The following is a 24173-nucleotide window of genomic DNA, read 5'->3' as shown; positions in this document are numbered from 1 at the left end:
CGGTCTAGCTTTCCCCGCCGGCGGAGCCGGACGTTCCAGCGTTGACGTTGTGCAGCTCGTACTTGTCGATCGCCCACTGCGGCACGGCCGGGTCGAGCTGACCCTGCGCGACGAGCGACTGCAGCGCCTTGACGACCACCGACGGACCGTCGATCTTGAAGTGCCGACGTGCGGCCGGACGCGTGTCCGAGAACCCGAAGTCATCAGCACCGAGCGTCGAATAGTGGCCGGGCACGAACTGGCGCACCTGATCCGGCACCGCGTGCGCGTAGTCGGTCACCGCGACGAACGGCCCCTGCGCGCTGCTGAGCTTCTCGGTCAGGTACGGGGTGCGCTTCTGCTCGTTCGGGTGCAGGAAGTTGTACTCGTTCGCGTCCAGGCCGTCGCGCCGAAGCTCCGACCAGGAGGTGACCGACCAGACGTCGGCCGCGATGTTCCAGTCCTTGGCGAGCAGCTCCTGCGCCTCGAGCGCCCAGGGCACCGCGACACCGGATGCCATGAGCTGCACCCGCGCCAGGCCGGCGGTCGCCGGCTTCAGCAGGTAGATGCCCTTGAGCAGCCCCTCGGTGTCGAGGCCCTCCGGCTCGGCCGGCTGAACCATCGGCTCGTTGTAGACGGTGATGTAGTACATGACGTCGGGGTGCGGATGCGTGCCGCCGTACATGCGCTCGATGCCGGACTTCACGATGTGGCCGAGCTCGTACCCGTAAGCGGGGTCGTAGGCGACAACCGACGGGTTCGTCGCGGCGAGCAATGGCGAGTGGCCGTCGGCGTGCTGCAGGCCTTCACCGGTGAGGGTGGTGCGACCCGCGGTCGCGCCGATCATGAACCCGCGCGCCATCTGGTCGGCGGCCGCCCAGATTCCGTCGCCGGTGCGCTGGAACCCGAACATCGAGTAGAAGACATACACCGGGATGAGCGCTTCACCGTGCGTCGAGTACGAGCTGCCGGTCGCGGTGAACGCGGAGATCGCGCCCGCCTCGTTGATGCCGACGTGCAGGATCTGCCCCTGCTCGCTCTCCTTGTAGGCGAGCAGCAGCTCCCGGTCGACCGACGTGTAGTTCATGCCGTTCGGGTTGTAGATCTTCGCCGTCGGGAAGTAGGCGTCCATTCCGAACGTGCGCGCCTCATCCGGGATGATGGGCACGATGCGGTGGCCGAAGCCCTCTGCGCGCAGCAGGTCCTTCAGCAGGCGGGCGAACGCCATGGTCGTGGCGATCTCCTGTTTGCCGGAGCCGCGCTTCACGACGTCGTACGCGCTGGCATCAGGGACCTGAATCTGCGTGTACTTGGTGCGCCGCTCGGGCACATAGCCGCCGAGCTCGCGGCGACGCTGCTGCAGGTACTCGATCGCCTCGTCGTTCTGGCCGGGGTGGTAGAACGGCGGGACGTACGGGTTCTCCTCAAGCTGGGCATCCGTGATCGGGATGCGCATCGCGTCGCGGAACTGCTTCAGGTTGTCGAGGGTGAGCTTCTTCATCTGGTGGGTTGCGTTGCGGCCCTCGAAGGATGCGCCCAGACCGTAGCCCTTCACCGTCTTGGCGAGGATGACCGTCGGCTTGCCCTTGTGCTCAATGGCGGCCTTGTAGGCGGCGTACACCTTGCGGTAGTCGTGGCCACCGCGCTTGAGGCCCCAGATCTCGTCGTCGGTGTAGTCCTTGACGAGCTCAGCGGTGCGCGGGTCGCGGCCGAAGAAGTTCTCGCGCACGTACGCGCCGCTCTCGGCCTTGTAGGTCTGGTAGTCGCCATCCGGCGTCACGTTCATCAGGTTGACGAGCGCGCCGTCGTCGTCGCGTTCGAGCAGCGAGTCCCACTCGCGGCCCCACAGCACCTTGATGACGTTCCAGCCGGCGCCGCGGAAGAAGCTCTCCAGTTCCTGCACGACCTTGCCGTTGCCTCGGACCGGACCGTCGAGGCGCTGCAGGTTGCAGTTGACGACAAAGGTCAGGTTGTCGAGGTTGTGGTTGGCAGCCCACTGCAGGGCACCGCGGCTCTCAACCTCGTCCATCTCGCCGTCGCCGAGGAATGCCCAGACGTGGCTCGCGGAGGTGTCCTTGATGCCGCGGTTGTGCAGGTACCGGTTGGTCTCCGCCTGCCAGATCGCGTTGAGTGGGCCGAGACCCATCGACACGGTCGGGAACTCCCAGAACTCGGGCATGAGGTGCGGGTGGGGGTAGGAGGGGATGCCTCCGGAGTGGTGCGACTTCTCCTGGCGGAAGCCGTCGAGCTGGTCGGCGCTGAGCCGGCCCTCAAGGAACGCACGCGCGTACATGCCGGGGGAGGCGTGTCCCTGGAAGTAGATCTGATCGCCGCCGCCGGGGTTGTCCTTGCCCTTGAAGAAGTGGTTGTAGCCAACCTCGTAGAGGGTGGCGGATGAGGCGTAGGTCGAGATGTGCCCGCCGACCGAGATGCCGGGCCGCTGTGCCCGGTGCACGGTGATCGCGGCGTTCCAGCGGATCCAGGCGCGGTAGCGGCGCTCGATCTCCTCGTCGCCGGGGAAGTTCGCCTCGTTCTCGGGGGCGATGGTGTTGATGTAGTCGGTGGTCGGGACCATCGGCACACCGAGCTGAAGCTCCTTGGACCGCTTGAGCAGGCTCAGCATGATTTCGCGGGCACGCTCACGACCGTGGGTCGCGGCGACGGCATCCAGCGATTCCTGCCATTCGGCGGTTTCTTCGGGATCAGCATCCACGTGGTGCATCGAGTACGGGTCCTGATCGTTGACCGTCACTGTGACCTCTTCCTTGTTGAGACAGATCGCATCGTTGCGCGCGTCAACCAACTGGTGGCGGTTGCCGCTTCGGGATGCCGTTCGAGTCTAGTTCTGACGCACCGTCAGCCGCGATTCGTGGCATCGACGTGTCCGCGCTGCCGCTGTCGTAACATGGGGGAGCCCACTCGTGGGTGAGGGCCTTTAGCTCAGCTGGTAGAGCGCCACGTTTACACCGTGGATGTCGTCGGTTCGATCCCGGCAGGGCCCACCGTCAAAACCCCTGATAATCCGGGGCTTCCACAATGCATAGCCCTCGTTTCGCGCAGCCGCAGCTCGCTCGTGCCGGTCAGGTGCCGGTGAGAATCCAAGATCCGTCGCGTCGGAGCCGCCGTTTTCCGTCGACCACCGCGCCTAGAGGTGTGCGTGCAAAACACCCCCTATGAATCGCCACATCATGCGGCTCATGCGCTCGACGCGCTGTCCGGGGTGACGCAGACGGTCGTTGCGCCCCGCCGGATGGCCCGTGCCCCTGTCCGTGCCGGGACGCGAGTCGGATCATGTTGGTTCCTCGGTTATGTGGAGTTCCGCTCTAGGATGCAGGCATGAAGCGACTAAGCGGATTCTTGCTCATCACCGCCGTGTTGCTCACTGGGTGCAGCGCTAGCGCCACGGAGGAGCCTGGGCCCGCCGAGGAACCGCTGCCCAACGCGGAATCATGTGATGCGTTCGAGACAACTACCCGCGATCTCGCGAAACGGATGGTCGAAGGCTCCGACTCGACGAACTCAGAGGAGTTCATGGAAACCATGAACGGCATGCGCGGACGCTTCGATGAAGCAGCTCTCCGCGGCACCGGAGACGTGAAAGAGCGCATCGGCACGCTGGTTGAGAACCTACCGGGCAAGGTTCACATGCTGTTCCTCCAGCACGACCGGTACTTCGAAGATGTTGCATCGGTGAGCCGCGCATGCGAAGCGGACGGGACACCGATCAACCCGATCATCTGGGGCTAGCCCGCGGTCAGTCCGAGCGACCGCGAAGCCCGGGTGCCCAATCGGAGGGGGAGAGTGATGCATTCCAGCCTGGACAATCCGAGTACCGACGATCGCCCGATCGACCAAATAGCCAGCGTGCTCCTACTAGTAGTGCACGTGATCGTTTCGGGCGGAATAGCATTTTTCGTCTATTTCGATCATCTCAGTGTTGCCCATTGCGGCGGGCCAGTCCGCTGCGATTACGCACTTGCATACTGGACGCTCATCTCGGTTTGGGTTGCGGCATTGGTAGTGCTTGCTTGCGTACTGTGGAGCGTCTGGTACTTGGACGCACGAGAACTCCATCGTTTTTGGGCCCCACTCGTTGGCACTCTCGTCATGCTGATCGTCCTTGCCGTCGCACTGCACTTGAATGGCGTCGCGTTCGGCCTAACATGACAGTGCGCCCGTTGTGCGGTGACTAACGCCGTGGCTTCCACGCCCTTCGTCGCAGAGTCGTCGCTTTTCCCGGTCTCAATAACGAAGGCGCTCTCAGGAGAATCGCTCATCGACATCCGCGATGTCATAGCCAGCCGCCTTGGCCTGCTCAAATAAGGTCATAGCACGGCTGGGACTATGGAACCCGGTCCTACCAAACAGGCGATCACATTCTGCCTCATCGAACTCCACGCCATTGGGGGCGCTTCGCCCATCTATCGTCGTCAATTGCGATAGTTGCCGCATTACCATTGCGGCACTTCCTTCCAAGGGCCAATTTCACGGATCGCCTCGGCTAACGCCAGATCTCGAGCGCGCGCGGGTCCCACATTTCCATTTGCGCGACGCCGTTGTAGAGATAAATCTCGCCGCTCCCGCAAACAACAGCGTCGGGTCCGATCGGCTCGAGATAGACGTCCCAGAAAATGAACGTAAATCGGTCAGCGGAGGGATAGTCCTGGCCCACGTTTACGAAGGTGCCGTCGGATGTTTCTCTGGCGCTCATGAGAGGGCCGCACACCCGTTGCATCGTTCCTGAATGCTCCCGTGCCTTGTCCCATCCAAGGCCACCTTCTGGCCACCCTGAGCCGACGGCTGCCTCGCCTTGCCCGAAACTGCACCGTCGGTCTTGTTCGAGCAACTCGACGGACTCTGCCCTGACTCCATAGCCGATCAGTTCGTCGCAGGAGTCGATGCTAAACGGGCCATCAGTGGAGTGCGCGAGGTAGTCGACGGCGATCTCATACTCATCCGAGCAGTTGTCACTCAGCGCCTGCAATGTTGAGTCGATGTCGCCACTGCCAGATCGCTCGTGTGCTACAGCGGACGTGAGTAGCTGTGAGCAACTGGGCGCCGAGTATGCAGCGCCGGAACTGGCACTGCGAGTGCAGGCCGTCATTGACGCGACAAGTACCAAGGCGATGAGCGAAGCGACTGTGGTCCGTGGGGCCCTCATGATGTGCCCATCCTGACATCCATTCAACGATGCCGCATCTTCGGCACGGTCTGCAATCCAAGCGGCCCACGGCCCTGGTCTGACCTCTGGCACAGTTTCTCGGATGGCTGGACTACAAGGGGTCCTGATTGTCGGACGCGATGCGTGCCGGTGAGGTGCCGGTAGACCTTCACAAACGTCCGCAAATTGCGGCGAATTACTGGAACGGGCTGACCCGCCTACCCTTGAATTCATTGAGAAATCGCAACATTCCATGCAAGGGATTCCCATTGCCAACACGTTTACACCGTGGATGTCGTCGGTTCGATCCCGGCAGGGCCCACCACGACGAATGCTCGGTCCCATGCAAGACTGAGGCATGGACCCGGCTGCAATCAAGAAGGAGCAACCGCCTCGGCTGCTGCTGCTTGGAGTTGTGCTCGTCGCGGTCCTGGCGTTCGCGAGCTTCGTCCTGGCTCCCAGACTGTTTCGCCCGACCTCGGGACCGCGTACGCTGCTATGTCCCAGCAATCCGCGCCGCTGACTGCCGCCATCTTGGCGGGCGGGATCTGGGCGATCGGTTCGATCGGGGTCGCGGCTCTAGCAGGACGACTCCAGGCGGCTGTGCACGATCAAGTTGGCCTCGCTCTGGTAGTGCTCGGCGGGATCGGGGCAACCAGCTACATCCCGGTCGGGTTGGTGTCGAGCGCCGTTGGTCACGCGACGCCGCAGTTGATCCCCTATGGAGACCAGATCACGCCCTACTTTGCCCTCGGTGGGCTGGTGGCCGTGGCGACTGGCGCCGTGATCCTCCTCGTGTCACGCCTGGTCGCCACCACCGACACCGAGCAGGGTGCGCGTGAGCGTCGCTCCGGATGAGAGCAGGTCGTCCAGCGCAGCGGCAAGGTCTGCATCCGCCACCGCACGATCGTTCCTGGCCGCCCGCAGTACCGCACGCCGCATGAGCTCCTTCGCGAACGAACCTGTCACACCCTCCGAGCGGTCCGCGGCCTCCTGCACCGCCGCTTCCGACAACCCGAGCCCCGAAGCGTAGAGCGCAAACATGCGGCGCCGAGCATCCGCATCTGGCAGCGGAATCTCGACCGCTAGGTCAACCCTGCCGGGTCGCGCAGCGAGCGCCGGCTCGAGCAGGTCCGCCCGGTTCGTGGTGAGGATGAACGCGACATCAGCGTCACCGTCCAGCCCGTCGAGCGCATCAAGCACCGCAAAGAGCAGCGGTTGCGGACCGCCGTGCATGCCGCGCTCGTGCGCGACGAGATCGACTCCAGCACGACGATCGCCGGCTGCATCGCACGAGCGAGTTCGGCAGCCTCGGTGATGAAGCGGATGCTCGTGCCCGTGAGCAGCACTGCGGTCACATCGGGAGTGGAGGCGAGCAGGTGTCGAACGGTCAGCGTCTTGCCGGTTCCGGGCGGGCCATACAGCAGCACGCCACGCTTGAGATGTTGACCGGCATCCGCCAACTTCACGCGCTGGTTGCCGATGTCGACGACGTGCCCCGTGATCTGCTCGAGCACGCCGGGGCGGAGCACGACATCCTCTGCCGACACGGCCGGACGCGGCACGAATGTTGCGCCGGCGGCCTGGTGCGCGTACTCGTCGCCCGTGAACGTCAGCACCTTGCCGCGCAGCACACTGTGGGTGAGCATCAGGCGACGCACCTCAGCAAGCAGGCGACCACTGAGGTCGGCGTCCGGGGAAAGCACGTCAAGGCTCGCGGTCGCACGCCCGAACTGTGGTGCGGCTGCCCGCTGCAGCACCGCGACCGGCTTGCCCTCAAACACTACGAGGCGGATGCCGAACGCCACCACGCGGCGCTGGCTGTCCGGGCCGGTATCGACCGTCACGTAGTCGACCGGCGCCGGCGCGAACGCCACATGCGGGTGCTGCAGCAGTTGCGGGAAGTCCTCGACGTAGCGCTGCTGGCCGCCGCTGCAGCCGAACAGTCCGGAGCCGGGGGAGTCCGTCAGGTGATCGAGTGCGACGTCAGCGTCGACCAGACGGTGCGGCGGGATCGCTTCGCTCACAAGCGGCAGGTCCCGCACTGGGGCGCCCAGGTGTTCCTCGACCGTGACTCCGATCGGTGTCAGGACGGCCGGTCGCATCCGCTAATGCTGGACCACCTCCTCAAGGAACAGCCGAAAGGTGTCGACGAAATCCTGCGCGCGATCAGCCATGACCGCAGACTAGCGGGGACATGATTCAGTTGCGGTACCTACACTGACCGGATGGCTCGCACCAGACGGCACCGACAGCTCGCTGGACTCGACGTGGATCTGCACGTCATCAAGGGACCGCCGAACGTCCGGCCGTTCGTGCTGGTTCACGGAATCGGCGTTTCGTCGCGGTACTTCGGCCCGATGGCCAAGGAACTCTCGAAGCACGGCACCGTCTACTCGGTTGACCTGCCCGGGTATGGCACGGCACCGGATCCGCGCCGTGACGTCGAACTCGCCGACCACGGCGCGGTAATTTCCGAGCTCGTACGCGAGCTCGGCCTGGTCAATCCGGTGCTCGTCGGCCATTCGATGGGCACCCAGATCGTCACGCAGCTCGCCGTCGACGATCCCACACTGACCGACCGGCTCGTACTCATGGGCACAACGATGGCGCCGCACCTGCGCACCGTGCCGAGAGCATCCTTCGCCCTGTTCAAGGACATGCTGCGCGAGCCTGCCCACAGCAATCTTGTCGTCATGGTCGATTACCTCTTCCGTTGCGGCATCCCGTACTACCTCCGCCAATTGCCCAAGCTGCTCGACGACCGCATCGAGGACCGCCTCGGCGACATCCGCGCGAAGACCCTCGTTATCGCCGGCGACCGGGATCCGATCGCGGGCGACGGCTGGTCGCTGCGGGTGGCGAACACGATCCCGGATGGCTCATTCGTCGAAGTCAAGGGACCGCACGTCGTGATGTTCACCGATCCGGTCAGGGTTGCCGCGCTGATCGCGGACCATTCGCGATGAACTGGCTGCGCCGCGGCGTTTCCTGGTTCCTCGACTACGTGTACGTCGGCTGGTGGCAGCTTCGGCATGCTGTGGTCCGCGGCGAAGCGGCCGGCTACGGCGGCGGCGACCGCTCGCCCGTGCTGCTGCTCCCCGGCGTGTACGAGACCTGGACGTTCCTGCGCCCCCTCGCCGACGAACTTCACAGGCTGGGGCATCCGATCCACGTCATCGACGACCTCGGCTACAACCGCGGCCCGGTCGCCAAAATGGCAGCGGTTGCCCAGGCCTACGTCGACCTGCACGACCTACGAGACGTGTCGATCGTCGCCCACAGCAAGGGCGGCCTGATCGGCAAGCACATGATGATGATCGATGACCGCGACGGGCGGATCGACCGGCTGGTGGCCATTAGCACGCCGTTCAGCGGCTCGCGGTACGCACTCCGGACGCCCAGCCGCACCTTACGACAGTTCTCACCCCGCGACAAGACCCTCACGATGCTCGCGGAGAACTTGGAGATCAACTCTCGCATCACCTCTATCTATGCCGAATTCGACCCGCACATCCCCGGCGGCAGCGAACTGCCAGGGGCGACCAACGTGCGGCTGCCGATGGCGGGACACTTCCGGCCGATCGGTTCGCCCGAGATGCTGAGCGTGGTTTCGGCGGCTCTCGCATGACGAACGCGTACCCCCCTGAGGGGTCATTCCGCGCCTGAGAGTCCGCTGCTAGCATGGGGACCCACGGCGCCGATATATCGTCGGCGTCCGTGGTCGTTCAAACAGCTACCCGAAGGCTGAGGATCACAGAATGAACGAGACACTACGCAGCGCTCTCGCGCTCGTGCGCTCCTCGGAGTTGGCTCGCCGCGACGGCGCGGGCCGAGCGCCGGAGCGCATCGACGCCGTTCTCGCGGTCATCGCCGACCATTGGAAGCAGCGACCAGACCTGCGGCTGGGTGAGCTCGTGCACTACGCGGCCCGGCAGCACGGGTTCCCCGACTCGTATGGGGTCGAGGATGCCGAGCTCCTGACCGCGCTCGACAGGCGGTACGCCGAACTGCTCGCACCGGGTACGACTGCCTCGCTGGCCATCGAGCCTTCCGCGCCTGCCGCCCCCGCGGCGCCGGCTCCCGCTCCGTCTGAGCCAGAGTCCACGCTGCCCGACTTCGTGGCGCCAGTCCTCGACTACGCTGGTGTCCCCGACGCGCCCGTGGCGGTCGCGGATGGCAATCTGGCCAACGAGGTGAACACGCTCCTGTCCGCCGTGTACCCGGCGGCCAGGGTCGCCTCGGTGACCGGCACGCACCCGATGGTCGCCGTCGGCGCGATCGGAGACGAGTACCTGTTCCGGCTCGAGTTCGAGCGCAACACTGCGATCCTGCGACTTATGCTCTCCACCGCCGAAACGATCGAGGTGCTCCGCGTGGCGATGGAGGACGTCACCAGGCGTCCGGATGCCGGATTGCTCTCCGCAGGCAAGCTGTGCGGTGTGCTGAATTCGCTGATCAGGGACGCGCGCCGCGCGATCGAGTCCGGATCGCTGTCGCCAGCGGGCTGACGCAGCAGAGCCAACTCTCACCACAAAAATGAGGCTCTGTGCCAACTCTCACCATAAAGGTGAGCACCCCGTGGTTCCATGAACCATGACCGACGTTGACGCTGAGAACACGATCCCGTTCAACTGGCGGGCGTCCAACCCGTCGCTCGAGTGCGATGTCGTCATGAAGGGCGGCATCACTTCAGGCGTGGTTTACCCGCGCGCGGTGACAGAGCTGGCGAAGACCTACCGGCTCCGAAGCGTCGGCGGGTCGTCCGCCGGGGCGATCGGCGCCGCGCTGGCCGCGGCCGCCGAGTTCGGCCGGCATTCGAAAATGGGAGGTTTCGAGCGGCTCGAACAGATCCCCGACGAGCTCGGTGATGGCCGTCTCGCCGATCTGTTCCAGCCGCAACGCTCGACCCGCGCGCTTCTCCCGGTTCTCCTGGCGGCGACGGGCAACGGTCCGGCCTCGCGTAACGGACGAAGCCACCGGGTGCTCGACACCGTCCTCGCCTTGGTCCGGTCATTCCCGCTTGCAACGATCCTTGGCCTGCTCCCCGGGGCTGCGGCGATCCTGCTCGGCGCCTACTCCGGTTGGCCGACGGGCGTCGCCCTGCTGGTCTGCGGCATCGTGCTGCTCATCGTCGGCTGGGCCGTTGCCGTGGGAATCCGGATCTATCGCAAGCTTGCTCACGCCGTACCAGACAACGGGTTCGGCATCTGCACCGGCCTCAGCGAATCCACGGCGCCGGCGCTCACCGACTGGCTCACCGCGCGCATCGACGAACTCGCCGGGCTCAGCCCCGAGCATGGGCCGCTCACCTTCGGCGACCTGTGGGGATCGGATGTCGAGAGCACCGAGGTGGCTGACCGCACCATCGACCTGCGGATGATGAGCACGTGCCTCAGCCAGTCGCGCCCATACGAGCTGCCGTGGCAGGCGTGCAACTTCTTCTACGAGCCGGCCGTCTGGCGGCGGCTGTTCCCGGCCGCTGTGATGGACGCGCTCGAGGCGGCCCCGCCCGCAACGGCCTCGACCCCGAGCAAGACCGCCCGCTGGCGAGAGGAGGACAAGTACGCCGAGACCCACCGCCTTAGGCTGCGGAGGCTTCCGGATGCCGCGCACCTGCCGGTCATCGTCGCAACGCGCATGTCGTTGAGCTTTCCGGTGCTCATCTCCGCGGTCCCGTTGTGGCGCATCGACCACTTGCATCGCGCCGACCCGGACCATCCGAACCACGGGCCGCACTTCCAGTCGCTGTGGTTCAGCGACGGAGGGCTCACCAGCAACTTTCCGATCCACCTGTTCGACGCTGCTCTGCCGACACGGCCCACCTTTGCGATCAATCTCGGCCGGTTCCGCACCGACTGGCCGGAGAGTGCCGACGAACGCGAGAACGTCGATCTCGCCCGGAACAACAACGTTCTGCCCGCCCCGTACACGGCGATTCCGGCATCCGGGATCTCGGCCATCATCGGCTTCGGGGCCGCGACCATCGACACCGCCCGCGAGTGGACCGACAACGCCCGGCTGGACCAACCCGGCTACCGCGACCGGATCGTTCGGGTGCTGCAGACCCGAGCGCAGGGCGGGTTGAACCTGCACATGGACTCGGCGACGATCGAGCGGCTCGCCACGCGCGGCGCCGTGGCGGCCGACGCCATCGTCGGGCAGTTCAACGAGCCGCGTTATCGACTCGGAAGCGACACTCCGCAGACCGGGTGGGACAACCACAGGTGGGTGCGCTACCGGGCGCTGCTCAGCACGCTTCCGGCGTTCCTGACCTCGTACAAGCGAGGGAGGGCAGTGCTAGGGATTGACCCGGAGGACCCGCCAAGCTACGACCTGAACCCCTCGTCCCGTGAGTTGGCTGCGAAGCTCGACGCGAACCTCCGCCGGGCGGCCGCGGTGAACAATGGGCACCACGGCGCATTGGATGAACTCGTGAACGAGCCGCGCCCGCTCAGCGCGTTGGGCCGGACTCCGAAGCTCTGAGCCGCATGACCCCCGAATGGGGTTCACAGCGCCGCTCCAGATTTGCGTGGCAACCTCAGCTTCCATCGAGGGTTGAGGAAGTGGTGACCAATGGCCGATCTGCTGGCGCCGTTCGCAAGCGCCTTCGGGGGAGAAGGCTGGTGGGGGATCCTGTTGTTCGTCCCGTTGCTGCTCGCGGGACATGTTTCGGAGGCAGCCGTCGGCTACGGGCTCTGGCGGCGAAGCGTGCACCGCCCGCCGGCTCCCAGAGTGTGGCGAGTCGCGGCCGTTTCGGCCGCCATCGCCGGAGTGTTCCTCATCGCCTCGTTGGTCTGGGTCGGCGGCTACGTCGCACCGCGGCTGGCTGGGGACCTCGCGTTGCTGCTCTGATCGGTCGTTGTGAGCACTGTCAGCCTTGCTGACGGAGAATGTCACTAGCGGGTCTCATTCGGCACGCCGCGGCGACGAATCTTCGCTGCGCCTCTAGTATTTTGGCCATGGTTGATCAGGACATGACGGGCGACGACGAGCAGTCGGAGCCCCAGTCGGTGTTGCCGACGCAGCGGCGATCGACCTACACCCCACCCGCGGAGATTTCACCGCGGCTCGCTGCCGAAGCGCTCGGTGTGGATGATGACGACCTCGCGGCGGCGATCGCCGAGGAGATCGCGCGGATCACGCAGACGCCGGCAGCGAAAACGGTCGCGCAGCCGGTCGCAGAGCAGCCCGTTGCGGCACCCTCGTGGCAAGCGTCAACACCGGGGCCGGTGCGGGAACCGGTATTCGAGTTCGTGCCTGCCGAAGAGCCCGCACCCGTCGAGGAGGCGCCGCCCGCAGAGGAGGCTGAGCCCGCCGCCGAGGCTGCGCCTGTTCCGCAGCCAGAGGTCAGCGCCGAGCCTGCGCCCCACTACCAGCCGCCCGTCCACCAGGTGTTCGGCGACTTCGAGCCGGTGCCGGATGATGAGGACGTCGCCCCCACGGTCGTCTACGACCTTGGCGTAGCGCCGGAAGCGCCCGCCGCGCCCGACAAGACCGAGTTGCTCCCGCCCCCGGTGCGCCGGTCCCTGCCCGATGAGGTGCTGATGGGCCGGCTGACGTCGGAGTCGAGCTCACCCGACGAGCGCCTCGAGGCGATGCATCAGCTGGAAGCTCAGATGCGGCTGCGTGCGCAGGAGGCCGAGGAACTCGCCCACTGGGAGGAGTCCATGCGCCGCGTCGGCACACCGGAGGCTCTCGCCGAGGTGGACCGCGTGCATCGGTCGTTCCACGAGGGACCAACGCCGCTTCCGCCGGCGGTGGAGTCGCATCCGGATCCGTCCATGCTTCACCAGACCACCCAGCAGTACACCCCCGAGCAGCTCCAGCTGCTGCTCAGCGCGCCCGCGCCGTTGTCGCAGCCGTTCGTGCACATCCCGCCGCCGCCTGGCACGGTCCTGATGCCTCCCAAGCCGCGCGAGCCGGAGCCCGAGCCCGTGGCGGGGCCCGAGCCGATCGAAGAGGTCGAGCCGGAACTCGCGCCGGCCGAGCCTGAGCTTTGGGCCATCGAGCCGGAGTTTGAGACGGTCGAGCCGGCCGAGACCGAGCCCACTACCGCCGAGGAGCCTCTCGACATCCCGGTGCTGCACGAACTCGTCGAACCGGTGATCCCACCGATCCCGGACCCGCCCACCGGTCCGTTCGACTTCGATTCACTGCTGGCCGCTCCGGATGTGCCCGACGATGAGGTCGCGCAGGACGAGAGCACCGGCGACGTCTTCACCCTCTTCAACGAACCCGGTGAACCCGGCGAGGCCGTGGAATCCGTTGACTCGGTTCCGGTAGTCACGGTGCAGCGGCAGCCGACCTACGAGGTTCCGATCCTGCCGGTCGACGCCGAGCCACGCCGGCTTTCGGTCTTCTCGCTCGAGCAGGCCGGGCTCGAGCCGACCCCGATCCAGAACCGGGTCGGCCGTTCGGTACGGCTGTTCTGGCTCTGGTTCGCGGCCAACTCGTCGGTGCTCAGCATCGTCATGGGGGCGGTCATCCTGAGCCTGGGCATGAGCCTGAGGCAGGCCGTTGTCGCGACCCTCGCCGGGGTGGCCATCTCCGCACTCCCGCTCGGTCTCGGCACCCTCGCAGGCAAGTGGAGCGGTCAGCCCGCGATGGTCGTCTCGCGAGCGACCTTCGGCCTGCTCGGAAACATCCTGCCGGCGATCCTCACGCTCATCACACGCGTCTTCTGGGGTGCGGTGCTGCTCGTCATCCTCGGCATCGGGGTGGAGCGCATCTTCGGCGACACTCTCGGCCTCGGCGAGCAGACCAGCATCCTGATCGGCATTGGCGGGAGTGTGGTCATCGCCCTCGCGATCGCGATCCTCGGTTACGGGCTCATCGCTCCCGTGCAACTCGCGATCAGTGTCATCGCGGGCGTGCTCGTCGCCGGCTTCATTTCACTCACCTGGTCCGAGATCGACCTCCAGGCGGCGCTCACCGTCGGTGATGGTTCCTGGCTGCTGCTCGTGACCGGCGCCGTGCTCGTCTTCAGCTTCGTCGGCCTGGTCTGGGCTGTCAGCAGCGCCGACCTGGCCCGCTACCAGCGTCCGGGAAGTTCCGGCGCAGCATCGATGCTGTGGTCGAGCTTCGGGGCGATGATCCCCGCATTCGTGCTCATCTCCTACGGGGCGTTGCTGGCGGCATCCAATCCATCGCTCGCCTCGGGCCTCGTCGAGGAGCCTTTCGAGACTCTCGGCTCGGTGCTGCCCGGCTGGTATCCGATTCCGCTGTTGGCCGCGGTCGGCCTCAGCGTGCTCTCCGGCGTCATCGTGACCATCTACTCGGGCGGTTTCGCGCTGCAGTCGGCCGGCATCCGGATGCCGCGGGCCGCGGCCGCCGCCATCGTCGGCGTGCTCGTGCTCGGCGCCGCGCTCGCGCTCGCCCTCCTCGTCGGCGACGTCGCGCTCATCCTGCGGGACGCTGCGACAACCCTCGCGGTGCCGGTCGCGGCCTGGGCGGGCATCTTCGCCGGCGAGATGATGATCAGGAGCAGGCGATTCGAGAGCACGTCGCTGCTGCATCGTGGCGGCGTGTACCCGGATGTGAACTGGGTCAACCTGGCCATGCTCGTCGTCGCCTCGGCCATTGGCCTCGGTCTGGTCAGCGCGAGCGTTCCCGCGCTTGCCTGGGAGGGCTACCTGTGGGGCGTGTTCGGGGTAGCGGACGGCAGTGTGCTCGCTGACACCGACCTGGGCGTGCTGGTCGCGCTTGGCCTCGGACTGCTCACCCCCATCGTCGCCGGCATCCCGGCGGTCCGGCGGCAAGAGCGCAGTCCCGCCCCCGAACTAGACTGACGGGATGCCGGAGCCAACGCCCACGACGCTCGCCGACGTCGTCCGCGCGGTCGAACGGCTGTGGCCGCTCAGCGGATCCGAGGTCTGGGACGCCCCCGGGCTGCTCTCCGGTGATCCGGCAGCACCCACCTGGCGCATCCACCTTGCCGTTGACGCGGTCCCGGACACCGTCGACGAAGCCATCGACGCTGGCGCCCAGCTGCTGCTCGTTCACCACCCCCTCCTGCTGCGCGGCGTCACGAGCGTCGCCGAGGACCGCTACAAGGGCGCGGTGCTCGCCCGCTTGATCCGCTCCGGATGCGCGCTGATCGCCGCGCACACCAACGCCGACGTCGTCGAGACCGGCACTTCTGCGGTGCTCGCGGCGGGGCTCGGCCTCGTGTCGCCGCAGCCCATCGTCGCGGGCGAACAGCCCGGTCGCGGGCTCGGTCGCGTCGGCGACCTGCCCGCCGAGACCACCCTGGGGCGACTCGCCGGCGCGCTGGCCGAGTTGCTGCCCGCCACGGCATCCGGCATTCGCGTCTCCGGCGAGTACGACCGGCCGGTTCGCACCGTCGCCGTGTGCGGAGGCGCCGGGGACAGCCTGCTGGCGGAGAGCGCGGTCAGGTCCGCGGATGTCTACATCACCTCCGACCTGCGCCACCACCCGGCAAGCGAGGCCCGTGAGCAGGCGAAACTAAGCGGGGGACCGGCCCTGATCGATGTCTCCCACTGGGCCAGCGAATGGCTGTGGCTCGACGCCGCGGCCCAGGAGCTGCGGCGGGAGCTGCCGGGAACCCAGATCACGGTGAGCGAGCTGCGCACCGATCCGTGGGATTTTGCGATTGTCCAGTAAGAAGAGAAAGCGAGCCCGAGACAGATGGCGTTGAAAGCGAGCCCGGAAATCCAGGCGCTCCTGCTCGACCTGCAGGCGATCGACACACGACTCGCGCAGCTCGAGCACCGCGCGAAGACCCTGCCAGAGCACGCGGCGTTGGCCGAACTCGGCGGGCAAGCCGATGAGCTCCGCAAGGACCTGCTGGAGAAGCTCGGGTCACTCGAGGATGCCCGGATCGAGCTCAAGCGCATCGAGTCCGACGTCGAGCTCGTGGAGGCGCGGATCCGGCGCGACACCGAGCGGCTGGATGCCAGCAGTTCGGTGAAGGACGTCCAGGGTCTGGAGGCGGAACTGACCTCGCTGCGCAAGCGCCAGAGCGACCTCGAGGACATCGAGCTCGCGGTCATGGAACGCGTCGAGGAGGCCGAGGCCGCCGAGCGCGAAGCGCGCACCCGGCTCGACGATGTGGCCGAGAAGGTCAAAGCGCTAGAGGCCGATCGGCATGCCGCGCTCGAGGGAATCCGGGGTGAACAGCAGCATGCGAACGCGAACAGGCAGACCATCGCCGGCCGTGTGCCGGATGACCTGCTCGCCTTGTACGAGCGCCAGCGCGAGCGTTACGGCGCGGGCGCATCCCTGCTGCAGTACGGGGTTTCGAGCGCGAGCGGCGTGAAGCTCAACGAGAGCGATCTCGCGGAGATCCGCGCGGCGGCGCCGGATGACGTGCTGCTGTGCCCGACCAGCAACGCCATCCTGGTCCGTACCAGCGAGTCCGGCCTCTGATGGGCCGCCGGCTCATCATCGAGGCGGACGGCGGCTCGCGGGGCAACCCCGGGCCGGCCGGCAGCGGCTCGGTCATCATCGACGGTGACTCCGGCGAGATCCTCGCCGTTGTCGGCCGCTACATCGGCGTCGCTTCCAACAACGTGGCAGAGTACACCGGACTCGTCGAAGGCGTGCGCAGGGCGCTGGTGATCGACCCGGACGCCGAGCTGCTCGTGCGGATGGACTCCAAGCTCGTCGTCGAGCAGATGAGCGGGCGCTGGAAGATCAAGCATCCGGCGATGGCGGAGCTCGCCGCGCAGGCCCGCGACCTGCTCATGGGCACACCGGTGCGCTTCGAGTGGGTACCGCGGCTGCAGAACTCGCGCGCGGATGCCGTGGCCAACAAGGCCATGGACCTCCGCACCGATTTCGACGATTAGTCATACCGGAGGCTGCCCGCTCACCGTAGAATCAACGGTGAATGGGTCGGCAAGACGGTCGCGTCATCCGAAAGGGTGCCGAGGAACGTCCGGGCTCCGCAGAGCATGGTGGTGGGTAACACCCACCCGGAGCAATCCGCGAGAAAGTGCAACAGAAAGCAGACCGCCACGGGCCTTGTGCCCGGGGTAAGGGTGAAACGGTGGTGTAAGAGACCACCAGCGGCCCGAGCGATCGGGTCGGCTGGGTAAACCTCGCCAGGAGCAAGGTCGAATAAGGGGACGATGAGGCTGCTCGCCGAGTCCCCGGGTAGACCGCTAGAGGGCTGCGGCAACGTAGTCCCGAGATAGATGACCGTCCACGGTGCCTAACGGCACCCGGACAGAACCCGGCGTAACAGCCGGCCCATTCACCCCTCTCGCTCAGGCGATGGGGGAGTCGCGGTAGCGCGCGCGGTGGTCGTTCACAGACAGCCACGCGACACCCATGATGCCGGCGTTGTTGCGCAGGCTCGCGGGCACCATCGGTGCGCGGGTGGTGATGAGCGGGAGGAACTGCTCGTGGCTCTTCGACACCCCACCGCCGACGATGAACAGGTCGGGGGAGAATAGGAACTCGAGGTGCGTGTAGTACGGCTGCAGCCGCGCCACCCACTCGGTCCAGCTGAGGTCCTCGCGCTCGCGTGCCGACACGGCCGCAACGGTCTCGATGTCGACGCCGCCGATCTCCAGATGCCCGAGTTCGGTGTTCGGGATCAGCACCCCGTTGTACAGCAGCGCGGTGCCGATGCCGGTGCCGAGCGTCGTGAGCAGCACCAGCCCGGGAACATCCCGCGCAGCGCCGTAGACGACCTCGGCGATGCCCGCGGCATCCGCGTCATTGAGGAAGTGGATGTCGCGGCCGAGGCGCTCCTCGAACAGCCGCTCCGCCTCCAGGCCGATCCAGTCCTTCGAGACGTTCGCCGCCGACATGGTGACGCCGTTCTTCACGATCGCGGGGAAGCACACGCCGACCGGCACCTCGGTCGCCACGTCGCCGAGTCGGCCGAAGAGCTCCTCGACGGTGTCGAGGATGTCGCTTGGTGACCCGCCTGCCGGTGTTGCGATCTTCATCCGCTCGGTCAGCAACTCGCCGGTGGCGATGTCGACGACCGCTCCCTTTATTCCCGTGCCGCCGATATCGATGCCAACTGCGATGGTCATGCGCTCATTCTTTCAGGCGCCCAAGTGAGAACGTCCACCCCGTGTTCAGTGACAGCGAGGGTGTGCTCGAATTGCGCGGTGAGGCTCTTGTCCTTGGTGGTGATGGTCCAGCCATCCGCCCACTGATCCCACTCGTGCGTGCCGAGCGTGAGCATCGGCTCGATCGTGAACACCATGCCCACCTCCAACGGCTGTGCGAACGCCGGCGCGGCGTCGTAATGCGGGATGACCAGCCCGGAGTGGAACGCCTCGCCGACACCGTGCCCGGTGAAGTCGCGCACGACTCCGTAGCCGAAACGCTTGGCGTACGACTCGATCGCGCGTCCGATGACGTTCACCTGGCGGCCGGGTGCGACCGCCTTCATGGCGCGTCGAAGCGACTCCCGTGTGCGCTCGACGAGCGCGGTCGCCTCGTCGCTGGCCTCGCCGACGATGAATGTCACGTTGCTGTCGCCGTGCACCCCGTTCTTGAACGCGGTGATGTCGATGTTGATGATGTCGCCGGCCTCGAGCACCGTGTCATCCGGGATGCCGTGGCAGATCACCTCGTTGACCGAACTGCACAGCGACTTCGGGAAGCCGCGGTAGCCGAGCGTCGACGGATAGGCGTCGTTCGCGATCAGGAAGTCGTGTCCGATGCCGTCCAGCTCGTCGGTGGTGACGCCGGGCGCGATCGCCTCGCCGACCGTCTGGATGGCAGCAGCGGCGAGCTCACCCGCGTGCCGGATGCGCTCGATCGCCTCCTGTTCGTAGACGTCAGAGCCGGTGAACGGGGTTGGCGCCTGCTTGCCGACGTATTCCGGTCGGACGATGTGCTTCGGCACCGCGCGGAGCCCGGAGATCCGTCCGGGCGTGAGGTGACCGTTGGAGTCCCTAGGCATAGGATCGATTTTACGCAAGCAGGAGGCAACGATGACCGAGTGGTGGTACAACGATCGCACCGGCGAGGTGGAGGAGGGGCCGCAGTCGCTGGGCACCGATCGAGTCGGCCCGTTCGCCTCACGCGAGGAAGCGGCGCGCGCGCCGGAGATCCTTCGCGAACGCGCCCGGAAATGGGCCGAAGAGGATGCCGCGGAGGACTAGCCTCGTCGGGTGACAGATTTCGGTCCCGATCGCTACAGCTCCGACGTTCTCGCTGACTTCTCGCGTCGCGGCACCCCGGCTCCGCCGCGGAAGGTGGAGGCGACCGACGACCTGGTGGTCGAGGAGACCGAGACCGGATTCAGCGGCGCCGTGGTCGCGCGCGAGGGTCGTCTGGTGACGCTTGAGGACTACTTCGGGAAGCGTCGAGTCTTCCCGCTCGGCCCCGGCTTCCTCCTCGAGGGCGAACCGGTGGAGTTGATTTTGCCAACGGTGAAACAGCAGGGGATGCTGCGCTCGGCATCCGGGTCGGTTGCCGTCACCGATCACACGGCGCGCGTCGCCAGGGGCAGCCGGATCTTCGTCGAGGGCAGGCACGATGCCGAACTGGTCGAGAAGGTATGGGGCCACGACCTGCGGGTCGAGGGCGTTGTCGTCGAATATCTGGAGGGCATCGACCACCTTGATGAGGTGCTGCGCGATTTTGCCCCGGATGCCGGACGCCGGGTGGGCGTGCTCGCCGATCACCTGGTTGCAGGGTCGAAGGAGAGCCGCATCGCCGACGCGGTCATGCGCGGCCCATTCCGGGAGCACGTGCTCGTGGTGGGGCATCCGTACATCGACATCTGGCAGGCGGTGAAGCCCGCCCGAATCGGGATCGAGTCCTGGCCGGTTGTGCCGCGCGGCATCGACTGGAAGCACGGCGTGTGCGACGCGCTTGGCTGGCCGCACGACGATCAGGCGGACATCGCGCACGCGTGGCAGCGGATCCTCGGCCGGGTGTCGACGTTCAACGACCTGGAGCCGGCGCTGCTCGGTCGTGTTGAGCAGCTGATCGACTTCGTGACGGCCTAGATCAGCCCTTGCGCGAGCATCGCTTCGGCCACGCGCACGAAACCAGCGGCGTTCGCCCCGATGACGTAGTCGCCCGGATGCCCGTACTTCTCCGACGCGTCGTAGGCGGCCGCGTGCAGGTCGCTCATGATGCCGCTCAGGCGCGCTTCGCTCTCCTCGAAACCCCAGCGCTCGCGAGCGGCGTTCTGGCTCATCTCGAGCGCTGACATCGCCACGCCGCCGGCGTTCGCCGCCTTGCCGGGGGCGAACAGCACCCCCGCCTGCTGCAGCAGCTCAACGGCATCCGGTGTGCTCGGCATGTTGGCGCCCTCCGCCACGGCCACGACGCCGTTGCGGATGAGCGCGGCAGCGTCATCCGACCCGAGCTCGTTCTGCGTAGCGGCGGGGATCGCCAGCTGACCGGGCACCTCCCAGACGCGGCCACTCGCAACGAAGTGAGCTCCAGGGCGCCGGTCGGCGTATGCAGAGATCCGCAGTCGCTCCACCTCCTTGACCTGCTTGAGCAGCTCCAGGTCGATCCCGGCCTGGTCGACGATGTAGCCGGACGAGTCCGACACGGTGATCGCCTTCGCGCCCAGCTGCTGCAGCTTGGCGATCGCGTAGGTCGCGACGTTGCCCGATCCGGACACGATGGCGGTCCTGCCCTCCAGGGTCTCGCCGCGCTTGGCGAGCATCTCCTGCAGGAAGAACACGACGCCGTAGCCGGTCGCCTCGGTGCGGACGTTGGCGCCGCCCCAGCCGAGACCTTTACCCGTGAGCACACCTGACTCGTGCCGGTTCATCAGGCGCCGGTACTGGCCGAACAGGTAGCCGATCTCGCGGGTGCCCACTCCGATATCGCCGGCCGGCACGTCGGTGTACTGCCCGATGTGGCGGGTCAGTTCGATCATGAAGCTCTGGCAGAAGCGCATGAGTTCGCCGTCGGACGTGCCGTGCGGGTTGAAGTCGCTGCCGCCCTTGCCCCCGCCGATGCCCTGACCGGTCAGCGCGTTCTTGAAGGTCTGCTCGAACCCAAGGAACTTGATGATGCTGAGGTTCACGCTCGGGTGGAAGCGCAGCCCGCCCTTGTACGGCCCGAGCGCCGAGTTGAACTGCACCCGGTAGCCGCGGTTCACCCGCACCCTGCCGGCGTCGTCGACCCACGGCACGCGGAACATGACCTGCCGCTCCGGTTCGACGAGGCGTTCCAGGATTCCCGCTTCCGCATACTCCGGATGCTGGGCGACGACGGGTGCGATCGACTCCAGCACCTCGCCGAGAGCCTGATGGAACTCCGGTTCGCCGGGGTTCCGTGCGATGGCGGCGTCGTACACCTTGGAAATGTAGGGGGAAACGGAAATCGTCATGTGGGGCCTTCCGAGTGTCTGCGCGTTCGCCATCAGGTCCTGCGCGCGGGAAGGCCGGAGTTGGCCTTCGCCAATAGCTCCAGCGCTATTTGTGACTATTCGTAGCTGTGCTCGGGGCCGGGGTAGGCGCCGTTCTCGACATCCGCCCGGTAGTTGTTGACCGCATCCGTGAGGATGCCGCGGAGGTCAGCGTACTTGCGTACGAACTTGGGTATGCGGCCAGTCGTGAAGCCAGCCCAGTCGGTCCACACTAACAGTTGTCCGTCGACATCCGGCCCGGCGCCGACACCGATGGTCGGAATCCTCAGCTCCTTGGTGACTTGAGCCGCGGATTCTGCGGGCACCATCTCGAGCACGACGGCGAACGCTCCGGCATCCTGCACCGCGTGCGCGTCGCGAAGCAGCTGCTCGAGTCCCTCGCCGCGGCCCTGGATCATGTGGCCGCCGAGACCATGCTCGCTCTGCGGGGTGAAGCCGACGTGCCCCATCACCGGGATGCCGGCAGAGACGATGCGCCGGATCTGCTCGGCGCTGCGTTCGCCGCCCTCGAGCTTGACGGCGTGTGCGCCGGTCTCCTTCATGAAGCGGAACGCCGAGTGCAGCGCCTCGTCGGCACCGGTCTCGTAGGACCCGAATGGCATGTCGGCGATCACGAACGCGCGCTTGGCGGCGTTGGCGACGGCCCGTGTGAGCGGAATGAGCTCGTCGATCGTGACCGGGAGTGTGGTGTCGTAACCGAGCACGTTGTTGCCGGCGGAGTCGCCGACGAGCAGGAAGTCGACGCCGGCCTCGTCGAAGATCTGCGCGCTCAGGAAGTCGTAGCTGGTGAGGCCCAGGATCTTGATGCCGTTCTCTTTCGCGGATTGGAAGTGCCGCGTGCGCACCCGCTTGAGCTTCGCTTGAGTCTCGGCCGGTGTCGGATCCGTCATTGAAGTCACGAACGTCAGCCTATAGCGGGCGTTTCGCGAGAGCGGGAAAACGAGCTACCAAGTCTGTCGCATGGTGATCGGCATGCGCCGGTCACGCCCGAACGCCATCGCGCTGACCTTGGGCCCGATCGCGCCCTGCCTGCGCTTCCACTCGGACCGGTCGACGAGCCGGATGACCGCCTCCACCGTCTCGCGGTCATACCCGGCCGCGACGATGTCGTCCAGTCCCATCCGCTGATCGATGTAGGAGTACAGGATGCCGTCGAGCAGCTCGTACGGCGGCAGCGAGTCCTGGTCGACCTGGCCGGGGCGCAGCTCGGCGCTCGGGGGCTTAGTGATCGAGTTCTCCGGGATCGGCGGGGTCTCGCCGCGCGCGGCGGCGAAGTCGTTGCGCCACCGGGCCAGCGCCCACACGAGCGTCTTGGGCACATCCTTCAGAGGCGCGTACCCGCCGGCGGAGTCGCCGTAGATGGTCGAATAGCCGACCGCCACCTCGGTCTTGTTGCCGGTGGTGATCACCAGATGCCCATCCATATTGGACTTGCCCATCAGGATGAGGGCCCGGATGCGGGCCTGCAGGTTCTCCGCGGCGACGCCGGTGAGGGCGAGCTGGCTCTCCACCGGTGCAACCAGGTCGGCGATGGCCTCGACGCTGTAGTGCAGTCCGAGGTTGTCGGCGAGCACGTCCGCGTCGGTGCGCGAGTGATCGGAGCTGTAGGCGCTCGGCATGCCGACCCCGTACACGCGATCGGCGCCGATGGCGTCGACACACACCGCAGCGCATACTGCAGAGTCGATCCCTCCGGACAGGCCCATGATGACGCTGCGGAAGCCGTTCTTGTTGACGTAGTCGCGCACCCCGAGCACGAGGGCGTTCCAGATGTCCTCGGTGTCATCCGACGGTTCGGCGTGGTCCGCTTCGCGGGCGGGCTGTGCACGCTGGGAGGCGGCAAGCTCGACACGACGCACACCGGCCGGAAGCGGAGCATCCGTCGCCGCGGCCGGATCGACGTCGACAACCAGCAGGTGCTCGGCGAACTTCGGCGCGTGCGCGATGACTGTCCCGGCCTCGTCCACCACAACGCTGTCGCCGTCGAACACCAGGTCGTCCTGACCGCCGACGATGTTGACGTAGGCGACAATCGTGTCTGTCTCGGTGGCACGCCGGGTGACCAGCGGCAGCCGCACCTCGTCCTTGTCGCGCTCGAACGGCGACGCATTGATGACCAGCAGCAGTCCGGCATCCGCTTCCAGCACCCGACCGACCGGTCCGCCGTCGCGCCAGAGGTCCTCGCAGATGATGAGCGCGACGTCGACGCCTTTGATGCGCAGCACGAGCAGCTCGTCGCCAGGGATATAGGTGCGGTACTCGTCGAACACCGCATAGTTCGGCAGGTGGTGCTTCGAATAGACGGCAACCACCTTGCCGTGCTGCAGCACGCTCGCCGAGTTCTTGGCGATCGCGGTCGGTGCGTTGGACGTGCCGAGAAGTCGCGGCTCGAACGGACCATCCGGATGCCCGACAACGACCGCGAGGTCGCCGTAGCCGTCCTCGTCGAGCTGCCGGGCCAGGTCGCCCACCGCCTCGCGTGAGGCGCGCAGGAAGGCAGGGCGCGACGCCAGGTCCTCGATCGGGTACCCGGTGATCGCCATCTCACCGGCCGCCACCAGGTCGGCACCGGTTTCGGCCGCTTTCGCCACCGCTGCACGCAACTGGGCCGAGTTCCCGGTGATGTCCCCGACAACGGGGTTGGTCTGGGCCAGCGCCAAGCGGAGTCGTGGCATAGCCAGTAGCCTAATAGCGGTTACG

22 protein-coding genes, 1 tRNA gene and 1 other RNA gene are annotated in these 24173 nt (G+C 66.6%); 15 read left to right on the top strand and 9 right to left on the bottom strand.

Translation table 11 applies throughout. The annotated features are described in order from the left end of the window. Positions 1 to 4 precede the first annotated feature (4 nt). Positions 5 to 2731 (bottom strand): pyruvate dehydrogenase (acetyl-transferring), homodimeric type, encoded by a 2727-nt coding sequence (gene aceE, locus HGK58_RS10075; protein WP_168627445.1) that lies wholly within the window; start codon positions 2729 to 2731, stop codon positions 5 to 7. Positions 2732 to 2908: 177 nt separating this feature from the next. Here aceE and HGK58_RS10070 point away from each other — a divergent pair. Both HGK58_RS10070 and HGK58_RS10065 read left to right on the top strand, forming a co-directional pair. Further along, positions 2909 to 2981, top strand: a tRNA-Val gene (locus HGK58_RS10070). 529 nt (positions 2982 to 3510) lie between these two features. Next, the gene (locus HGK58_RS10065; RefSeq protein WP_168627444.1) at positions 3511 to 3726 is read left to right on the top strand and encodes a hypothetical protein; all 216 of its coding nucleotides are present in this window, start codon (positions 3511 to 3513) and stop codon (positions 3724 to 3726) included. Positions 3727 to 4480: 754 nt separating this feature from the next. On the opposite strand, the gene HGK58_RS10060 is transcribed toward HGK58_RS10065, so the two are convergent. Next, on the bottom strand, positions 4481 to 4963 hold the full coding sequence (locus HGK58_RS10060) for a hypothetical protein (RefSeq protein ID WP_168627443.1): 483 nt from the start codon (positions 4961 to 4963) through the stop codon (positions 4481 to 4483). Between the two features lie 675 nt (positions 4964 to 5638). Between HGK58_RS10060 and HGK58_RS10055 the strand changes: the two genes are divergently transcribed. Continuing rightward, positions 5639 to 5998 (top strand): hypothetical protein, encoded by a 360-nt coding sequence (locus HGK58_RS10055; protein ID WP_168627442.1) that lies wholly within the window; start codon positions 5639 to 5641, stop codon positions 5996 to 5998. Here HGK58_RS10055 and HGK58_RS10050 read toward each other — a convergent pair. Then, positions 5939 to 6184 (bottom strand): hypothetical protein, encoded by a 246-nt coding sequence (locus HGK58_RS10050; protein WP_168627441.1) that lies wholly within the window; start codon positions 6182 to 6184, stop codon positions 5939 to 5941. The two genes, HGK58_RS10055 and HGK58_RS10050, sit on opposite strands and share 60 nt — an antisense overlap. Positions 6185 to 6225: 41 nt before the next feature. Next, on the bottom strand, positions 6226 to 7245 hold the full coding sequence (locus HGK58_RS10045) for an AAA family ATPase (protein ID WP_168627440.1): 1020 nt from the start codon (positions 7243 to 7245) through the stop codon (positions 6226 to 6228). A gap of 123 nt (positions 7246 to 7368) precedes the next feature. On the opposite strand from HGK58_RS10045, the gene HGK58_RS10040 reads away from it, so the two are divergent. The 10 genes from HGK58_RS10040 to rnpB all read left to right on the top strand — a co-directional run bounded on the left by HGK58_RS10040 (position 7369) and on the right by rnpB (position 17363). Beyond that, on the top strand, positions 7369 to 8109 hold the full coding sequence (locus tag HGK58_RS10040; RefSeq protein ID WP_168627439.1) for an alpha/beta fold hydrolase: 741 nt from the start codon (positions 7369 to 7371) through the stop codon (positions 8107 to 8109). Continuing rightward, entirely contained in the window at positions 8106 to 8771 is a 666-nt protein-coding gene (locus tag HGK58_RS10035; RefSeq protein WP_168627438.1) for an alpha/beta hydrolase, read from the top strand. Before HGK58_RS10040 ends, HGK58_RS10035 begins: the two co-directional genes overlap by 4 nt. A gap of 130 nt (positions 8772 to 8901) precedes the next feature. Then, the gene (locus HGK58_RS10030; protein ID WP_168627437.1) at positions 8902 to 9651 is read left to right on the top strand and encodes a hypothetical protein; all 750 of its coding nucleotides are present in this window, start codon (positions 8902 to 8904) and stop codon (positions 9649 to 9651) included. An 85-nt stretch (positions 9652 to 9736) separates the two neighbouring features. After that, on the top strand, positions 9737 to 11626 hold the full coding sequence (locus HGK58_RS10025; protein WP_168627436.1) for a patatin-like phospholipase family protein: 1890 nt from the start codon (positions 9737 to 9739) through the stop codon (positions 11624 to 11626). A gap of 90 nt (positions 11627 to 11716) precedes the next feature. Continuing rightward, on the top strand, positions 11717 to 11995 hold the full coding sequence (locus HGK58_RS10020) for a hypothetical protein (protein ID WP_168627435.1): 279 nt from the start codon (positions 11717 to 11719) through the stop codon (positions 11993 to 11995). Between the two features lie 107 nt (positions 11996 to 12102). After that, positions 12103 to 14931, top strand: a complete 2829-nt coding sequence (locus tag HGK58_RS10015; protein WP_168627434.1) for a cytosine permease — start codon at positions 12103 to 12105, stop codon at positions 14929 to 14931. A gap of 4 nt (positions 14932 to 14935) precedes the next feature. Further along, positions 14936 to 15766, top strand: coding sequence for a Nif3-like dinuclear metal center hexameric protein (locus HGK58_RS10010; protein ID WP_168627433.1), 831 nt, complete (start codon positions 14936 to 14938; stop codon positions 15764 to 15766). A 24-nt stretch (positions 15767 to 15790) separates the two neighbouring features. Further along, positions 15791 to 16531, top strand: a complete 741-nt coding sequence (locus tag HGK58_RS10005) for a hypothetical protein (protein WP_246865498.1) — start codon at positions 15791 to 15793, stop codon at positions 16529 to 16531. Further along, complete coding sequence (locus HGK58_RS10000) at positions 16531 to 16953, top strand: reverse transcriptase-like protein (RefSeq protein WP_168627432.1); 423 nt, start codon at positions 16531 to 16533, stop codon at positions 16951 to 16953. The genes HGK58_RS10005 and HGK58_RS10000 overlap by 1 nt, the downstream gene beginning before the upstream one ends. 42 nt (positions 16954 to 16995) lie before the next feature. Next, an RNA gene (gene rnpB, locus HGK58_RS09995) (RNase P RNA component class A) lies at positions 16996 to 17363 on the top strand. A 10-nt stretch (positions 17364 to 17373) separates the two neighbouring features. On the opposite strand, the gene ppgK is transcribed toward rnpB, so the two are convergent. Then, the gene (gene ppgK, locus HGK58_RS09990) at positions 17374 to 18153 is read right to left on the bottom strand and encodes a polyphosphate--glucose phosphotransferase (RefSeq protein WP_168627431.1); all 780 of its coding nucleotides are present in this window, start codon (positions 18151 to 18153) and stop codon (positions 17374 to 17376) included. Then, a complete protein-coding gene (gene map, locus HGK58_RS09985) occupies positions 18150 to 19034 on the bottom strand; it encodes a type I methionyl aminopeptidase (RefSeq protein WP_168627430.1) in 885 nt (294 codons plus the stop codon). Before map ends, ppgK begins: the two co-directional genes overlap by 4 nt. Before the next feature lie 31 nt (positions 19035 to 19065). On the opposite strand from map, the gene HGK58_RS09980 reads away from it, so the two are divergent. Together HGK58_RS09980 and HGK58_RS09975 are read left to right on the top strand one after the other, a co-directional pair. Continuing rightward, entirely contained in the window at positions 19066 to 19236 is a 171-nt protein-coding gene (locus HGK58_RS09980; protein WP_168627429.1) for a methionine aminopeptidase, read from the top strand. Positions 19237 to 19245: 9 nt separating this feature from the next. Next, positions 19246 to 20088, top strand: coding sequence for a DUF3097 domain-containing protein (locus tag HGK58_RS09975; protein ID WP_168627428.1), 843 nt, complete (start codon positions 19246 to 19248; stop codon positions 20086 to 20088). Here the strand turns inward: HGK58_RS09975 and gdhA are convergent. The 3 genes from gdhA to HGK58_RS09960 all read right to left on the bottom strand — a co-directional run bounded on the left by gdhA (position 20085) and on the right by HGK58_RS09960 (position 24148). Then, a complete protein-coding gene (gene gdhA / locus HGK58_RS09970) occupies positions 20085 to 21434 on the bottom strand; it encodes an NADP-specific glutamate dehydrogenase (protein ID WP_168627427.1) in 1350 nt (449 codons plus the stop codon). The two genes, HGK58_RS09975 and gdhA, sit on opposite strands and share 4 nt — an antisense overlap. 95 nt (positions 21435 to 21529) lie before the next feature. Continuing rightward, the gene (panB, locus tag HGK58_RS09965) at positions 21530 to 22363 is read right to left on the bottom strand and encodes a 3-methyl-2-oxobutanoate hydroxymethyltransferase (RefSeq protein ID WP_168627748.1); all 834 of its coding nucleotides are present in this window, start codon (positions 22361 to 22363) and stop codon (positions 21530 to 21532) included. A gap of 54 nt (positions 22364 to 22417) precedes the next feature. Then, positions 22418 to 24148 carry an NAD+ synthase gene (locus HGK58_RS09960; RefSeq protein WP_168627426.1) on the bottom strand — a complete coding sequence of 577 codons (1731 nt, stop codon included), beginning with the start codon at positions 24146 to 24148 and terminating at the stop codon, positions 22418 to 22420. Positions 24149 to 24173: the final 25 nt, after the last annotated feature.

The sequence above is a fragment of the Cryobacterium sp. BB307 genome (assembly GCF_012274275.1).
Lineage (GTDB): Bacteria > Actinomycetota > Actinomycetes > Actinomycetales > Microbacteriaceae > Terrimesophilobacter.
Note: the sequence above shows the minus strand (reverse complement) of the source record. Positions and strands in the feature narration are given on the sequence as shown.

Coding starts and splice junctions, on each gene's coding strand:
- map (WP_168627430.1), bottom strand. CDS start 19,034: ATGCCTAGGGACTCCAACGGTCACCTCACGCCCGGACGGATCTCCGGG.
- HGK58_RS09960 (WP_168627426.1), bottom strand. CDS start 24,148: ATGCCACGACTCCGCTTGGCGCTGGCCCAGACCAACCCCGTTGTCGGG.
- panB (WP_168627748.1), bottom strand. CDS start 22,363: ATGACGGATCCGACACCGGCCGAGACTCAAGCGAAGCTCAAGCGGGTG.
- HGK58_RS10010 (WP_168627433.1), top strand. CDS start 14,936: ATGCCGGAGCCAACGCCCACGACGCTCGCCGACGTCGTCCGCGCGGTC.
- HGK58_RS10025 (WP_168627436.1), top strand. CDS start 9,737: ATGACCGACGTTGACGCTGAGAACACGATCCCGTTCAACTGGCGGGCG.
- gdhA (WP_168627427.1), bottom strand. CDS start 21,434: ATGACGATTTCCGTTTCCCCCTACATTTCCAAGGTGTACGACGCCGCC.
- ppgK (WP_168627431.1), bottom strand. CDS start 18,153: ATGACCATCGCAGTTGGCATCGATATCGGCGGCACGGGAATAAAGGGA.
- HGK58_RS10045 (WP_168627440.1), bottom strand. CDS start 7,245: ATGCGACCGGCCGTCCTGACACCGATCGGAGTCACGGTCGAGGAACAC.
- HGK58_RS09980 (WP_168627429.1), top strand. CDS start 19,066: ATGACCGAGTGGTGGTACAACGATCGCACCGGCGAGGTGGAGGAGGGG.
- HGK58_RS10020 (WP_168627435.1), top strand. CDS start 11,717: ATGGCCGATCTGCTGGCGCCGTTCGCAAGCGCCTTCGGGGGAGAAGGC.
- HGK58_RS10000 (WP_168627432.1), top strand. CDS start 16,531: ATGGGCCGCCGGCTCATCATCGAGGCGGACGGCGGCTCGCGGGGCAAC.
- HGK58_RS10005 (WP_246865498.1), top strand. CDS start 15,791: ATGGCGTTGAAAGCGAGCCCGGAAATCCAGGCGCTCCTGCTCGACCTG.
- HGK58_RS10015 (WP_168627434.1), top strand. CDS start 12,103: ATGGTTGATCAGGACATGACGGGCGACGACGAGCAGTCGGAGCCCCAG.
- HGK58_RS10040 (WP_168627439.1), top strand. CDS start 7,369: ATGGCTCGCACCAGACGGCACCGACAGCTCGCTGGACTCGACGTGGAT.
- HGK58_RS10055 (WP_168627442.1), top strand. CDS start 5,639: ATGTCCCAGCAATCCGCGCCGCTGACTGCCGCCATCTTGGCGGGCGGG.
- HGK58_RS10065 (WP_168627444.1), top strand. CDS start 3,511: ATGGAAACCATGAACGGCATGCGCGGACGCTTCGATGAAGCAGCTCTC.
- HGK58_RS10035 (WP_168627438.1), top strand. CDS start 8,106: ATGAACTGGCTGCGCCGCGGCGTTTCCTGGTTCCTCGACTACGTGTAC.
- HGK58_RS10050 (WP_168627441.1), bottom strand. CDS start 6,184: ATGTTTGCGCTCTACGCTTCGGGGCTCGGGTTGTCGGAAGCGGCGGTG.
- HGK58_RS10030 (WP_168627437.1), top strand. CDS start 8,902: ATGAACGAGACACTACGCAGCGCTCTCGCGCTCGTGCGCTCCTCGGAG.